This is a genomic window from Blautia sp. TF10-30, assembly GCF_003481245.1.
Lineage (GTDB): Bacteria > Bacillota > Clostridia > Lachnospirales > Lachnospiraceae > Fusicatenibacter > Fusicatenibacter saccharivorans.
Map to the genome: position 1 here is coordinate 84522 of NZ_QUKM01000002.1, position 14714 is coordinate 99235.

12 protein-coding genes are annotated in these 14714 nt (G+C 49.6%); 6 read left to right on the plus strand and 6 right to left on the minus strand.

Features of this window, described 5'->3' with window-relative positions:
- Positions 1-13 precede the first annotated feature (13 nt).
- From DXD02_RS02885 to DXD02_RS02895, 3 genes are all read left to right on the plus strand, one after another.
- A complete protein-coding gene (locus DXD02_RS02885) occupies positions 14-1648 on the plus strand; it encodes a mannitol dehydrogenase family protein (protein WP_117804133.1) in 1635 nt (544 codons plus the stop codon).
- Between the two features lie 17 nt (positions 1649-1665).
- Positions 1666-3060, plus strand: coding sequence for a glucuronate isomerase (gene uxaC, locus DXD02_RS02890; protein WP_117804132.1), 1395 nt, complete (start codon positions 1666-1668; stop codon positions 3058-3060).
- A gap of 238 nt (positions 3061-3298) precedes the next feature.
- Positions 3299-4552 carry an HlyC/CorC family transporter gene (locus DXD02_RS02895; RefSeq protein WP_117509487.1) on the plus strand — a complete coding sequence of 418 codons (1254 nt, stop codon included), beginning with the start codon at positions 3299-3301 and terminating at the stop codon, positions 4550-4552.
- Positions 4553-4631: 79 nt separating this feature from the next.
- Here the strand turns inward: DXD02_RS02895 and DXD02_RS02900 are convergent, their stop codons facing one another.
- Positions 4632-5600: an AraC family transcriptional regulator gene (locus tag DXD02_RS02900; protein WP_117804131.1), complete on the minus strand. Its 969-nt coding sequence runs from the start codon at positions 5598-5600 to the stop codon at positions 4632-4634.
- A 244-nt stretch (positions 5601-5844) separates the two neighbouring features.
- Here DXD02_RS02900 and DXD02_RS02905 point away from each other — a divergent pair, with 244 nt between their 5' ends.
- Positions 5845-6276 (plus strand): MerR family transcriptional regulator, encoded by a 432-nt coding sequence (locus tag DXD02_RS02905; protein WP_055227315.1) that lies wholly within the window; start codon positions 5845-5847, stop codon positions 6274-6276.
- 119 nt (positions 6277-6395) lie between these two features.
- On the opposite strand, the gene DXD02_RS02910 is transcribed toward DXD02_RS02905, so the two are convergent.
- The 3 genes from DXD02_RS02910 to DXD02_RS02920 are packed head-to-tail and all read right to left on the minus strand — an operon-like array spanning position 6396 to position 10347.
- Positions 6396-8204, minus strand: a complete 1809-nt coding sequence (locus DXD02_RS02910) for a DUF6320 domain-containing protein (protein ID WP_117804130.1) — start codon at positions 8202-8204, stop codon at positions 6396-6398.
- 13 nt (positions 8205-8217) lie between these two features.
- Positions 8218-9210 (minus strand): alpha/beta hydrolase, encoded by a 993-nt coding sequence (locus DXD02_RS02915; RefSeq protein ID WP_117761068.1) that lies wholly within the window; start codon positions 9208-9210, stop codon positions 8218-8220.
- A gap of 18 nt (positions 9211-9228) precedes the next feature.
- A complete protein-coding gene (locus tag DXD02_RS02920) occupies positions 9229-10347 on the minus strand; it encodes a DUF362 domain-containing protein (protein WP_117804129.1) in 1119 nt (372 codons plus the stop codon).
- Positions 10348-10593: 246 nt separating this feature from the next.
- Between DXD02_RS02920 and DXD02_RS02925 the strand changes: the two genes are divergently transcribed.
- The gene (locus tag DXD02_RS02925) at positions 10594-11946 is read left to right on the plus strand and encodes a 5-bromo-4-chloroindolyl phosphate hydrolysis family protein (RefSeq protein ID WP_117804128.1); all 1353 of its coding nucleotides are present in this window, start codon (positions 10594-10596) and stop codon (positions 11944-11946) included.
- A gap of 73 nt (positions 11947-12019) precedes the next feature.
- Entirely contained in the window at positions 12020-13168 is a 1149-nt protein-coding gene (locus DXD02_RS02930) for a toxic anion resistance protein (protein ID WP_117509496.1), read from the plus strand.
- Positions 13169-13248: 80 nt separating this feature from the next.
- Here DXD02_RS02930 and DXD02_RS02935 read toward each other — a convergent pair whose 3' ends face one another.
- A complete protein-coding gene (locus DXD02_RS02935; RefSeq protein ID WP_055218639.1) occupies positions 13249-13761 on the minus strand; it encodes a dihydrofolate reductase in 513 nt (170 codons plus the stop codon).
- The gene (larE, locus tag DXD02_RS02940; RefSeq protein WP_330376945.1) at positions 13758-14639 is read right to left on the minus strand and encodes an ATP-dependent sacrificial sulfur transferase LarE; all 882 of its coding nucleotides are present in this window, start codon (positions 14637-14639) and stop codon (positions 13758-13760) included. Before larE ends, DXD02_RS02935 begins: the two co-directional genes overlap by 4 nt.
- Between the last annotated feature and the right edge of the window lie 75 nt (positions 14640-14714).

Below are 14714 nucleotides of genomic sequence, written 5' to 3' on the forward strand. Positions count from 1 at the left end.
GAGGTTTTTACTGATGTCTCTTAACTTAACAGCTGCCGGACTGGCAGATCAAAAAGCGTGGGAAGCCGCAGGCTATGCGCTTCCATCCTATGACCGCGAAGCAATGATCACCCGCACGAAAGAATCTCCGTGCTGGGTGCATTTCGGAGCCGGAAATATTTTCCGTGCCTTCCAGGCAAATACAGCACAGGAACTGCTGAACAACGGTACCTTTGACCGCGGTGTCATCGTTGCGGAGGGCTTCGATACAGAAATCATCCGTGATATGTACCAGCCGCACGATAATTTAAGCATTCTGGTGACCTTAAAAGCCGATGGTTCTGTCGAGAAAACCGTTGTTGGAAGCATCGCAGAATCGCTGGCTGCCGATACGGCGGATTCTCCGGATTTTGCCCGGTTAAAAGAAATCTTTACCAAGGATTCCCTGCAGATGGCGACGTTTACGATCACCGAAAAGGGATATTCCCTGAAAAACGGTGCGGGCGAACTGCTGCCGTCTGTTGCTGCCGATTTTGCTGCCGGACCTTCTTCCGTTACCAGCTATATGGGAAAAGTTGCTTCTCTTTTATATGAAAGATTTCTTGCAGGCGAAAAACCGTTTGCGATGGTCAGCACCGACAACTGCTCCCACAATGGCGAAAAACTTTCCCTTGCCCTGACAGCCTACGCTTCTGCATGGGAAGAAAACAAGCTGGTACAGCCAGGCTTCCTCTCCTATCTGCAGAACCCGGAAAAAGTCAGCTTCCCGTGGACCATGATCGACAAGATCACCCCGCGGCCGGATGGTTCCATCGAAAAGATACTCGAGGAGAACGGCCTCGCTGATGCACAGTCGATCGTCACCTCCCGCCACACCTACGTTGCTCCGTTCGTCAATGCAGAGGAATGCCAGTACCTCGTAGTCGAAGATCATTTCCCGAACGGACGGCCGCCGATGGAAAAGAGCGGATGGATCTTTACCGACCGGGAAACTGTCAACAAAACAGAGCGCATGAAGGTCTGCACCTGCCTGAACCCGCTGCACACCGCACTCGCTGTGTTCGGCTGCCTGCTGGACTATGAACTAATCAGTGAGGAGATGAAAAATCCGGTACTGAAAAAGCTCGTGGAGCGCATCGGATATATCGAAGGACTTCCGGTTGTCACCGATCCTGGTATTCTCTCTCCGAAGCAGTTTATCGATGAAGTGCTGAACATCCGCATCCCGAATCCGTTTATGCCGGATACGCCGCAGCGAATTGCAACCGATACGTCACAGAAGCTGTCGATCCGGTTCGGTGAGACGATCAAATCGTATCTTGCTTCTCCGGAGCTGTCACTCTCGGATCTTCAGGCAATTCCGGCTGTATTTGCGGGATGGCTGCGGTATCTGATGGGCGTGGATGACAACGGCGATGCATTTGATCTGAGCCCGGATCCGCTGCTTGCCACGGTCCGCCCGTATGTGCAGGATCTGAAACTCGGCGCACCGGCTGACCGCGAGACCCTTTCCAAAACTCTGGCTCCGCTGCTCTCCGATGCTTCGATTTTCGGTGTGGATCTGATTTTCGCCGGACTTTCTGACCGTGTGCTGAATGCTTTTGTCTCGATGCTTCAGGGACCTGGCGCTGTGGCAGATACGCTTGCTGCGCTGACTGCTCAATTCTAAAGGGGAGGTATTTCCATATGAAACCTTTTATGGACGCTGACTTTCTGCTGCAGACCGATACGGCGAAAACGCTGTACCACGAGGCGGCTGAAAAAATGCCCATTTTTGACTATCACAACCATCTGAATCCGCAGGAGATTCTCGAAGACCGCCAGATGGAGAATCTGACACGCGTCTGGCTCGGCGGGGATCATTATAAATGGCGTGCCATGCGTGCGATGGGCTTTTCGGAGGATCTGATCACCGGAAACGCCGATGATTACGACAAATATCTGGCGTTTGCCGAGACGATTGAGAACGCGATCGGCAATCCTTTATACCACTGGACACATCTGGAGCTGCAGCGGTACTTCGGCATCACGACACCGCTCTCCCGCGCAACAGCGAAGGAGATCTGGGATGAGGCGAATGCAAAACTGCAGACGAAGGAGTTTACCGTGCGCAATCTGATTCTGAACCAGCATGTGTCGCATCTGTGCACCACCGACGATCCTGCAGATGATCTGCACTGCCATCTGGCATTACAGAAGGAAGACTTTGCCTGCCGCGTTCTGCCGTCCTTCCGCCCGGACCGCGCCGTTCACCTCGAGAAGCCGGATTTCCCGGAATATGTGGAAAAGCTTGCCGCTGCCGCCGGCAGGACGATTGCATCCGCGGAGGATATGGTGCATGCCCTCTCCTGCCGCCTCGACTTCTTCCTCTCCGCCGGCTGCGTTGTCAGCGACCACAGCCTTGAGGGCTGCTTCTATGTGCCATGCACGGCTGCTGAGGCGAATGATGTATTTGAGAAGCGCATGAACGGCGGTGTTCTCACCGAAAAAGAGCTCGGCATGTACAAGGGCTTCCTTCTGACGAACCTCGGACGGCTGTATCATAAGCACAATATCGCCATGCAGCTTCATATTAAAGCACTCCGTAACAACTCGAAGCGGATGTTCCGTGCGCTCGGTGCCGATACCGGCTTTGACAGCATGAACGATTTCGCCTTTGCCCCGATGCTCGGCGCTTTCTTAAACGATATGGACGAGGACGACGCACTGCCGAAAACTGTGCTCTACTCTCTGAACCCGGGCGACAACCCGATGCTTGCAAGCATGGCTGGAAACTTTGCTGCGCCTGGCATCCGCTCGAAAGTGCAGTTCGGTACCGCATGGTGGTTCAACGATCACAAATACGGCATGGAATCCCAGCTTGCGACGCTTTCCAGCATCGGCATGCTCTCTACCTTCATCGGCATGCTGACCGACTCCCGCAGCTTCCTCTCCTTCCCGCGCCACGAATATTTCCGCCGGATTCTCTGCAATCAAATCGGAAACTGGGTGGAAAACGGGGAGTACCCGGCGAACCTGGAGTTTCTGAAAGAGATGGTAGAAAATATCAGCTACAACAATGCGGTTTCGTATTTCCTGTGATTTTCGCATGCCTTATTGACAATTATTCCCACATACCGTACAATAAAAGGGATTACTGATCAACGAAAGGATTACAGAAACATGGACGACTCAGGCAGTATGCCTCGACGATGCTTTATTTTCATCATTTGATAAACGGAGACATAATCTATCTTTGATTCCGCCAGATTCAAGATAGGTTATGTCTTTTTGTACATTTTTTGCATCGTGTCCCGGTTTCCTAAGAAAGGAAAAACAAATGAACAGCGACATTGTGTCACTCATCATCATTCTTATCTGCGTCATGCTCTCAGCCTACTTTTCGGCGACGGAGACTTCCTTCACCTCGCTGAACCGCATCCGCATGAAAAATATGGCAGAAAAAGGCGACAAGCGGGCGGAACTGGTGTTAAAGTTGCTGGAGAACTTTGACAAGCTGCTCTCCACGATTCTCGTCGGCAACAACATCGTCAACATCGGACTCAGCTCCCTTGCCACGGTGCTTTTTATCAAGCTTCTCGGCGGCGACTCCGGTGCGACGGTTTCCACGATCGTAACCACTATCGTGGTTCTGATCTTCGGCGAAGTTTCCCCGAAAAGCATTGCAAAAGAATCTCCGGAGACGATCGCCAAATTTTCCGCACCGTTTCTCCACATTCTGATGATCGTGCTGACCCCGGTGACGTTTTTCTTTTCCCAGTGGAAGAAGCTGCTCTCCCGCATCTTCAAATCCTCGGAAAACCACGGCATCACCGATGAGGAACTGATGACCATCGTCGAGGAGGCGACCCAGGAGGGCGACATCGACGACCAGGAAGGCGATCTGATTCAGAATGCAATCGGCTTCATGGAGATGGAGGCCGCAGAGATCTTTACTCCGCGTGTCAACGTCATCGGCATTCCGCTCGATGCGACGAAATCCGAGATCGCTAAGACTTTCTCCGACACCGGATTTTCCCGGCTGCCGGTGTATGATGATGATATCGACCACATTGTGGGAATTGTGTATCAGAAGGATTTCCACAACCACATTTACCACACCAACAAACCGCTAAGCAGCATCATCCGCCCGGCGCTCTTTGTAACCGAGAATACGAAGGTCGGCCCGCTGCTGAAAAAAATGCAGGCGAAGAAATCGCATATTGCCATTATCATTGATGAATTCGGCGGCACCGACGGTATCATCACCATGGAAGATATCCTCGAAGAGCTCGTCGGCGAAATCTGGGATGAGCATGATGCGGTTGTACAGGAAATCCAGAAAGTTTCCGAAAACGAATACCTCGTGACCGGAACGGCAAGCATCGACAAGGTGTATGAAGAGCTCGATATTGACAAAGAATTTGACGTCTTTACGGTCAGCGGATGGATCATGGGGATCCTCGAGCGCGTGCCAAAGGAAGGCGATCATTTCGTCTCGGATGGCCTCGACGTAACTGTACTGAAAATGGCAGACCGGAGAGTCGACAAGGTACGGATCGTGCGGCTGCCGAAGGATGAAAATGAACAGTAAGTAATTGATACGATTTACACGCAAAAAACGGATCGAAAATCTGGTTTTAAGTTCAGATTCTCGATCCGTTTTTCTTGTCCTATTGTATTTTCTTCTCCACCCGGTACTTCTTCGGCGATATTCCATAGCGCTCTTTAAAAATCCGATGAAAATAACTCATGTTCTCGTACCCGACCCGCTCGCCGATGTCTGCCACGGAAAGTCCTGTCGTTTCCAGCAGATACGCGGCCTGGGTGATGCGTTTGTTCTGGACAAGTTCAGTGTAGTTTTTCCCGGTCAGGCGGCGAATCATGCGGCTTAAGGTGTAAAAATCGTAGTGCAGTTCTTCCGCCAGTTCCGAAAGACTGCCCTCCCGGTAATGTTCCTCGATATAGCGGTATACGCCGAGCAGCATCTCCTGTTCAAAATACTGCTCTCCCACCTGCACGCGTTCGGTGTAGTTCATGAGCTGCAGGAATAAAAGGCCCATCGTAATCTGATTGATGCTCCGCTTATTGCTCTGGTGATGTAAGAGCGTCCAGACGAGATTTTCGATCAGATTCTGCACCGGAAGGACATCCGCGATTCTGTAATGCAGATAACAGAGCGGTACCTCCCCGCTTTTCAGACAGCCGACGATAAAATCCTTTAACTGATTCTCCTCTGCCCCGATCATTCGCAGCGTCTGGTCAAAAAACTCCGGCAGAATCAGAAAGTTGACCGCGATATCGTCACGCCCTGCCGGTTCAATTTCCTGCACTGCATTCTGATTCAGAATCAGCAGCTCACCCGTTTTCAGCTCGATCCGGTCCCCGTTGATGGTGTGCACGGTGCTTCCCTGGCACATGTAGATCATCTCGACATAATTGTGGCTGTGCGCCGGAAAACGAACAAACCGCGTGTGCGGCCGAATATCAATCAATTTTCCCCTCTCCAGCAGCTTTCCCGCATCCATCACAAACTTCTGCCCGCTCGAATACCGCTCCTTTTCCACTTCCGTCTTGCCGTCCAGAATCGCCTGTTCCTCCTCCGTAATCCGGGACAGGTCTGCTATAATTTCCTGTTTCACGATTATTCCTCACATTTTTCACGTTTTTTCTGCTTTCTATTATATTCCATTCCAGTGCAAATAAGCAATGTACTTTTTCTTCTCACTTTCTGATAAATATTCCTTTCCTACGCATCAAAACAGCAAGTGCTGCACTGCCAAGTGAAACGTAACGAAGATTCTCTCTTTACAATTTCACTTTCTTAAAGTATACTTTAAGAAGTTATTCTACTATTCAAACTCTATCGTTCAAGGAGGTTTTTCCATGGAACAGCAGACCTACACCATTCGTGAAATGTCCGAGCGTTTTGGACTTCCGGCCTCTACGCTTCGTTATTATGAGGAGATCGGACTTTTGACGGATGTCATTCATACCGAAAGTAAGAAACGAATTTACACCCAGCAGCACATTGACTGCATGACCGCAATTCTCTGCTTCAAACGCACCGGGCTTCCGATTGCGGGGATTCAGGAGTTTTTCCGGCTTGAGAACGATATCCCGGGAAATATTGACCAGATGGTTGCCATTCTCAAGGAACATGAGCAGAATACACGCGAGAAAATCGAGCGCATGGAATCTGATCTCGAGCATATTCAGCAGAAAGTGCGGTATTACAGCGCGGTTCGCGATGCGATTAAAAATGGGGATGAAATGCCGTCGTGGGATTCCTGCGGCTGTGAGGAGAAGGCGCAGTAGATATCTCTCCAGGCTTTTCCGCCGCAGACACACACAAGTTTCAAAAGAGCAGGTAAGAAAAGGGACCAACATCCACTTTTCTTACCTGCTCTTCTTATTTTTTCTATCACCTTTTCCCTTCATACCCGGAATTTTTTCTGCATTTCCCGCATAAAATCTTTTCCGCGGAAAAAAAACAGCCCGATCAGATACAGCACACTAAGGCCCACGCAGATCACGGACGGCCAGGTAATGCGGACAGTTCCCGTCAGCCACAAAATCGCCGGAACGATTCCTGCTGCTCCGGACTGCATCAGATAAAAAAGATATTCACTGACCTCCATTTTGTACGCTCTTGCCAGAATCTGCATCGTCGCGCCATTCAGAAGAACGGCGAGCGGAATTGCGAAATCGACAGACCAGCCGATCCAGCCCGTCGCATAATCCCACAGAATCGCACCGATCATAATAAAGATCAATTGCCACATACTGTTTTTGAGTGGATTTTTCCGTTTCTGATATCCCACCCGGATCAGAAGCCAGGCGCAGAACACACCCGCTGTCGCATAACCTGCCCACCACATCTGCGGCGTTGCAAGGAAATTCATCATCCAGCAGAGTACGACAGCCGCGATGCAGGTGAAAGAAAAAATTTTCAATCCCAGTTTGGCCGTCCCGTGCGGCTGTTCTTTCTGTCCCGGAAAATCATTTTCCTCCTGTTCACAGGCGATGCCCTCTTTCTGCAGCAGATGCATCAGGTTCCGTTCAATATTGGAATCAGCGATTTTAGATGTGATTCCAAGCACCATGCTGTCACCGTAGGAACAGGAACACATCTGTACTTTGTCGGTGCTGGTGAAAAATCCGAACCGCTCAATATATGTTTCATACTCCGGCGGCATCTGAATCCGGCCGATATTGGAATAGACGGTCGTAATGCTTCGTCCGCCGAGCGTCGTGCCCGCCATCAGCGCCAGATTTTTGATTTCCAGCGGCACGGCGCGCAGCACCGGATTCCGCTCAATCCGCACCAGATCGTTCATACGTGTGGAAATCTCCTGCTTCAGCGCCTCTTTCTGCATCGCGGCTCCCGTGATCTGCAGGGCATCCTCAAACGATGCCTCCGTCCCAAGATCACAGGCAATCTCGATCCAACTCCAGAAATTCGTCATCGATGCAGATGGGAAAAAGTTGCGGAGATTGGCTGGAACCATCAGAGAAACCGGCTTTTTCAGCCTGCTTTTCGGGATTTCTTCATATACCGCATATACCAGCGCCGCCGCAAGGTACGCCGTCACCGACACGCCATGTGCTTTTGCGCACTTATGAACTGCTTCCGCGGAAAGCAGAATCTCAGTAATTTCCATCTCCTCCTGCTCCAGATACTCGCCTTTGATCTGGTATGCCGGGCGGCTTTTTTCTTTTTCATTTTTCTTTCCGGTGTAATACTGTGAAAAGCTGTCCTCCTCGAAATCTGTCTCTGTCAGCATGTCTTCGCTGACCTTTGAAAAGATTTCCTCGGGATGACACAGGATCAGATAATTGCTCACCAGTTCTTTCAGAAACAGCATCGCACCGGTGCCGTCTGTCAGGGCATGGAATACTTCGAAATTGATTCGGGTTTTATAGTAAGAAACCTGGAAAAGAAGCGTTTTGTGGTCGGGTACGTAAATCTCACTGCACGGCGGACGCTTTTCCTCTTCTACTTTTGCTGGCAGATCGCGCTGCTCCAGATAAAACCAGAAAAGACCTTTCCGCAGTACCATGGAAAACACCGGGTAATGCTCCATTGTCTGCTCCAGCGCTTTCTGCAGCAGATCCGCCTGGATGTCCTCTTTCAGCTGGCAGTAAAACCGGAAGACTCTCGTATCCTTTTTTCCGGTGGCCGCCGGAAATGCCTGTGCCGCGTTGTCCAGCTTTCTCCAGCGCGAAGAATGTTCTTTCTTCATTTTCTATGCCTCCTTACGCCTTCCCGTGTGTCAATTGTTTCTTCACTGCTGCTATGTTTTCCAGTTCTTCGTCTGCATTTTTCTGCTGTTTTTCTTTCCTTAAAAATGCATTCATATACTGAAAACTTTCCTGCACATATAGGTGTTCAATGCCAAGCGCAAAATAGCCGTGCAATGCGCCCTTGATCCGATGATGTTCAACCAGATTGCCAGCCCTTTTCAGCTTTTTCGCATAATCCTCGCCCTCATCACGCAGCGGATCGTACTGCGCCGTCAGTACCAGCGTGTCCGGCAGTCCCTGCAGATTTTCTGCCAGTACCGGTGCAAAGTACGGATTTTTGCGGTCTTCTTCGGTCCGCTGATACAGAATTACATAATCTTCCATTTTGACACTGGTCAGAAGGTATCCGGTTCCATTGGTTTTCACGGATTTGTACGGTGATTTCTCTGTGTAACAGGAATTCACCGCCGGATAAATCAAAATCTGTTTCCCCGGCAGCAGTTCTTTTTTGTCCCTCGCCATCAGGCAGACCGCAGCCGCAAGATTTCCTCCTGCGCTGTCGCCCATGATCGTGACATTTTCCGGCGTTACCTCCGGCAGAATCTCCCCGCGCAGCATTGCCTGGGCGGCGGCGTAGCAGTCTTCTAAGCCTGTCGGGAAACGATGCTCCGGTGCAAGACGGTATTCTACCGATACAACAATCTGCCCCGTCGACTGCGCCATGCGCGCGCAGACACGGTCGTATGTCTCCACACTCTCGGTTGTCCAGCCGCCGCCATGGAAGAACAGAATCGCTTCTTTTGCACCATGCTCCTCCATTTTTTCATCCGGGAAGAACAGCCGAATCGGAACCTTGTAGTCCCCATTATATATTTCCATATCCAATTTTCGCAGAAAAATACGGATCGGATCCAGCTTCTTGATATCGGCAAGCCGACGGGCGGATTCTACTTCAATTCCGCCGTAGGACAATACATTTAAAATGGCTTTGACTGCTTTTTTCATTCGCTCTCTCCTCTGTTGCTATTTTTCTGCTTCTGTTTTTCGTCTAGTTGCAATGTACTGCTTCAAAAATTCATACATCTGCTCATCGGTCGGTGGGCAGCCTTTCAGATTGTATTTAAACCCTGAAGTACAACTTCCCACACCAAGCGCCCCGCTCTTTCCCCGGTATCCCTGCCCGATGCAGATTTTTTCGTGGAGTTCCTGCAGCAGTCCTTCCTCCTTCAGCCGGTCGAGCGCCGGGATCAGATAGCCGTAGCAGGCACTGCAGGACTCAACTTCCTCTACGGCATCCTGCAGTTCCACGATCTTCCGTTTTTCCGGAATCACTCTTTTTTCACCAATTTCGCCAATTTGGCGGATTGAAAGCCGTGTGAGATCAGCGCTGCCCACGCCCAACTCTTCTGCCATTTTGACATACGGGACATCTTCTGGCTTATAATGCAGTTCCTCGCAGACATATGCATCGATCAACACCGGATCTAACCCAGCGAAAAGGCGATTCATAATAAACGGATTACCGCCATCCTCAAAGTCAAGGTCTCCGCAGATATTATCCACCAAAATAAAATCCTGATGAATCCCAAGCCCCAGATGCGCAATTGGCCGATGAAGTCCCATGGCATGAAAATGACGTTTTTCTTTATTCGGCAAGAGACCTTTCATGTTTTTCAGTGCGCAGGTAATTTTAGTCTGGCAATGGCCTTTCATGACCGGGACATTGATCATAAAATCCACCTTTTTCGCACATTCGCAAATCTGAAGTTCCATATCACCACACTGCACCGGCATGCTTTTTTCCTTCTGCGCATCGATAAGCGGAACGCTGTACTGTTCCGAAAGCATACGGTATCCACAGACCTCAAACGATTCCTCTGTCTTATCCCCGACCCAGGAACCTTCCATGATTTGAAGGTTAGTAAATCCATTTTCCTGAAGATATTCGATGATCCCCGCAACCACCTCCGGATGTGTCGTCCCTCCAAACTCCGCCGGGACAGGTGCTACCAGATTTGGCTTAATACCGATGAGACTGACCTTCGAAGGAATGAGCGTAGCTAAGGCACATTTGTTCAAAAGCTGTTTTGTCATTTCTTTATATTCCATTCCCTGTATCTGGATAATTTCGTTTTTATTCATTTAGTATTGCGGCCCCTTTATTCTGATTTGATTTTTTCTGACATTCGATATTCTTTAGTATATAATAGTTACTGCTTTCTTTCAACTCATCCAAAAACAAAATCATTTCCTGTGAACTGTAACCATTCCCGTCAGCTCCAGCTTCATAGAAAATTAAGCACTGTATGCTTGTAAGATTTCCAATCGCATTGTATAATAAATGGAAAACGGTACACAGAAAAAGTACCTCATCAGAAAGGAACTGTCATGAGTTTTGAAGATGATTTAAAGGATGTCGGCGACAGTATTGGAAAGCTTGTGGATAACGCTGTAAATTCTCAGGATTTTCAGGAATTAAACCAGAAGATTTCAGACACCATCAACCAGTTTGTCTACCCAAACCGGAAGGGACCATTCCGTGCAAATGGCACACAGGAGCCGTCCCGCGGCTATTCCGCAGATACTTCCTACAGCAGCCAGCATTCTTCCCATAATAATACAGCGCAGCAGACCGGACCGCATCACTATTCCTACGGGCCGGGAGGCACGATGCCGGGTAAGAGCGCGAACCCGGTTCCCAAACCTTCCCATACCTGGCAGACCCCGCAGAATACGGAATGGAACAGCCGCATACAGGAACGTCGTGTACTGCGCGAGCGCTTTATGCCATCCACCGATCTTGCACTTGTCGGCGGATTTCAGACGGCTGCCGGCTGGGGTGTCACCGGACTGTTCGGCTGCTGCACAACGCTTAGTCTGTATTCCTTATTTGCAGGTCCAGACAACAGCGCGCTGATTCCTTCTCTTATTTTTGCCGCATTTACCATCGGCGGCGGCATTCTTCTGAAAAAGGGAAGTAAAAACCGGCGTCTGGTCCGCCATTTCCGCCAGATCTGTACGCTGATCGGCACAAAGGAATATATTTCCACGAAAGAACTCTGCGACAGTATGCACTGTGAGAAAGGTGAGCTTCTGACCGATATTACGACCATGATTGATAAATCCATGCTGCGCCAGGGCCACCTCGACGAGAATGGTACCTGTCTGATGGTGACAAATGACTGCTACGACCAGTACCGCGCAATGCTCGCCAGCCAGAGGGAACAGCAGATTGCTGAGCAGAAAGCACGTGAACAGCTGGAGGCCTCCGGTGTAACGCCGGAATACCAGCAGATGCTGGAAGAATGTGAATCTTATATTCAGAAGATCCATCAGTGCAACCTGGATCTGCCGGGTGAAGTCATCACAGCCAAGCTGAGCCGTCTAGAAACGGTTGTTACCCGGATTCTCGAGGAGGCAAAAAAGCGCCCAAAAGAAGCCGCCGCCCTGCGGAAATTTATGGATTACTATATGCCGACAACCTGGAAGCTGCTCGACGCTTACCGTTCCTTTGAGAACGAACCAATTCAAAGCGACAATATCCTCCGAACCAAGAAGGAAATCGAGGACACACTGGATACCATCAATGCCGCATTCGAAAAGCTGCTTGACGATCTGTTCCAGACAACGGCATGGGATATTTCTTCTGATATCTCTGTTCTGCAGACGATGCTGGCGCAGGAGGGACTGACAAATCAGGCAGGTCCGTCAAAGCAGGATATTGAGCCGCTTCACATGTAACTATTCAAAGCTATACAATTGAAATCAAATCACCGGTTACGTTTCCGTACCGAAGAAAAGGAGAATAGAAAACATGAATGATTTTGTAAAGGACACCACTGAAATTCCAAGCTTAAGTTTCGGCACTCCGGAGCCGGAACCGGAACTTCCGGTACAGCAGCCGGAAGAAAAGAAAGAGGTCATGGATGATTCTGTTCTGTCCGACGAACAGAAAGCCATGGTGGATGCCTTTGTTTCCCAGATTGATCTTGCCAATACAAACGGCATTCTGCAGTACGGTGCCGGTGCACAGAAGAAAATGGCAGACTTTTCCGAGAAAACGCTGGAGAACGTCAGAAGCAAAGATCTCGGGGAAATCGGCGATCTGCTCACCTCTGTTGTGACAGAGCTGAAAACGTTTGACGCTGAAGAAGAAAAGGGACCATTCTCTTTCTTTAAGAAAAGCACGAACAAAATCAATGCAATGAAAGCGAAGTATGACAAGGCAGAGGTGAATGTCAATAAAATCTGTGACGTGCTCGACGGCCACCAGCGGCAGCTTCTGAAAGACATTGCCATTCTGGATCAGATGTATGCACAGAACCTGAATTATTTTAAAGAGCTGACCATGTACATTCTCGCTGGAAAGAAAAAGCTGGAGCTGGTACGTTCCACAGAACTCCGTGATCTGCAGAATAAAGCGCAGATGACCGGAAAGGCCGAAGATGCACAGGCTGCCAAGGATCTCGAAGATCTCTGCAACCGATTTGAGAAGAAACTGTATGATCTGGAACTGACCCGTATGGTTTCGATCCAGACAGCGCCGCAGATCCGCATGCTTCAGAACAGCGATTCTGTAATGGCCGAAAAGATCCAATCCACACTCGTCAACACCATTCCGCTCTGGAAAAACCAGATGATCATTGCACTCGGCGTTCATCACTCGACTGAGGCTGCCAAAGCACAGCGCCAGGTTTCGGATATGACAAATGAGCTTCTGAAAAAGAATGCGGAGAATCTGAAGATGGCAACGATCGAGACTGCAAAAGAATCTGAGCGCGGTATCGTCGATATGGAAACCTTAAAACAGACGAACCAGAGCCTGATCTCTACCCTCGATGAAGTGATGAAGATTCAGGAGGACGGCCGCCAGAAACGTGCCGCCGCTGAAGTTGAGCTGGTACAGCTCGAAAATGATATTAAGAAAAAAATGCTGGAGCTTTCTGCAGGCGGACAGCACTGATACTTTTTGTATCCTATATGAAAAAAACGGAGAAACCGCTTTTTCTGTGGTTTCTCCGTTTTTTACGTCCTGTCTTACCCTTATCTCGGGCGTTCTGCCTTTTCATTCTTTCTTCGGTATTCCGTGAAATAAAATTCAATATCAAAGCAGGTCTGCTCATCGCCCTCTTCTACCATCTCCCAATCCGGTGATTCGTCAAGATCCTCAAAGAAGGTATCCGCCTGATACGTCATGTCAATTCGTGTGACGTATGCCGTATCACAGTATGGGAGAAGCTGACGGTAAATTTCTCCGCCGCCCGCAACATAAATATCGTCGTCCTCATACGGCTTTAATACTTCCATCAGCTCTTTGATACTGTGGACAACGGTTGCGCCGCGGACAGTCCATTCCGGATCACGGCTTAAAATAATATTCGTTCTGCCTTTTAAGGGCTGCCCTGCCGGTAGTGTAGCAAGTGTCTTTCTTCCCATCACGACAACGTGTCCCATCGTAGTTTCACGGAAGAATCGCAGATCAGACGGAATACTTACCAGCAGCCGTCCCTGATATCCCAGACCCCATTTGCGGTCCGCACTTAAAATTGCTTTCATTTTGTTTCCTCTTTCTGTGTTATTTTCTCATCCATACTGCCGGAACGGAACCCTTCCAGATCCATCGTCAGGTAAGAAAAGCCGAGCTTTTTCAGATATGCAATCATTTCTTCTCTCTTCTCAAGCACTTCCCCCATACGCTCCGGTGCAATTTCAAGACGCACCACATCGCCATGTACACGCAGGCGGAGATTCTCTTCCGCACCGAACAGCGTATGAAGCCATGCTTCGCCGTCCGCAATCCGATCCAGAACGTCATAGTTAATTTCTGCCCCGTAGGGAAGGCGTGTCGCCATACATGGAGTGGATGGACGGTGTGCTACGGAAACGCCGTACTTTGCGGCAAGTGCTTTTACCTCTGTTTTTGTCACATGACACGCTGCAAGCGGGCTGATAACACCATATTCTCTCAGCGCTTTTCGCCCCGGCCGGTAGACATGAAGGTCATCCTCATTTGTTCCGTCGAGTACCTGGGTGACACCGTGATCGCGGGCAAATTCCAGAAGTTTCCCAAATAGATAGTGCTTACAGAGATAGCAGCGGTTTTCCGGATTGTAACGGATTGCCTCCTGCTCCAGCTCATCAACAAAAAGGACCTCATGAACAGCGCCAACCTCCTTTGCTACTCTTGTCGCTGTCTCCAGGTCGCAGGGCGGATGCAGCCGTGTCTGAAAGGTTACTGCATAAACCTTTGTTCCATATTTTGCAGATGCATCCATGACAAGCTTCAGCAGCAGACTGCTGTCCACACCGCCGGAGAATGCCAGACAGAGATCCTGTTTTGCAATCTCGTCAAGTTGGGTAAGCAATGCTTTTTCCTTATTCTGCATATCTGTTTTCTGTTCTGTCCGGTTCTTTTTCTTTTCCTGTAATTCCATCGTATCTGTCTTCCTTTCCTGTAAAATGGCCGATGTCTTCTTATCAGAAAATCCATCGGCGGCACTGCTGCCCCG

Bases quoted from the DNA above. Each gene is read 5' to 3' on its own strand.
- DXD02_RS02885 (WP_117804133.1), top strand. From the start codon at position 14: ATGTCTCTTAACTTAACAGCTGCCGGACTGGCAGATCAAAAAGCGTGG.
- uxaC (WP_117804132.1), top strand. From the start codon at position 1,666: ATGAAACCTTTTATGGACGCTGACTTTCTGCTGCAGACCGATACGGCG.
- DXD02_RS02895 (WP_117509487.1), top strand. From the start codon at position 3,299: ATGAACAGCGACATTGTGTCACTCATCATCATTCTTATCTGCGTCATG.
- DXD02_RS02905 (WP_055227315.1), top strand. From the start codon at position 5,845: ATGGAACAGCAGACCTACACCATTCGTGAAATGTCCGAGCGTTTTGGA.
- DXD02_RS02910 (WP_117804130.1), bottom strand. From the start codon at position 8,204: ATGAAGAAAGAACATTCTTCGCGCTGGAGAAAGCTGGACAACGCGGCA.
- DXD02_RS02915 (WP_117761068.1), bottom strand. From the start codon at position 9,210: ATGAAAAAAGCAGTCAAAGCCATTTTAAATGTATTGTCCTACGGCGGA.
- DXD02_RS02920 (WP_117804129.1), bottom strand. From the start codon at position 10,347: ATGAATAAAAACGAAATTATCCAGATACAGGGAATGGAATATAAAGAA.
- DXD02_RS02925 (WP_117804128.1), top strand. From the start codon at position 10,594: ATGAGTTTTGAAGATGATTTAAAGGATGTCGGCGACAGTATTGGAAAG.
- DXD02_RS02930 (WP_117509496.1), top strand. From the start codon at position 12,020: ATGAATGATTTTGTAAAGGACACCACTGAAATTCCAAGCTTAAGTTTC.
- DXD02_RS02935 (WP_055218639.1), bottom strand. From the start codon at position 13,761: ATGAAAGCAATTTTAAGTGCGGACCGCAAATGGGGTCTGGGATATCAG.
- larE (WP_330376945.1), bottom strand. From the start codon at position 14,639: ATGGAATTACAGGAAAAGAAAAAGAACCGGACAGAACAGAAAACAGAT.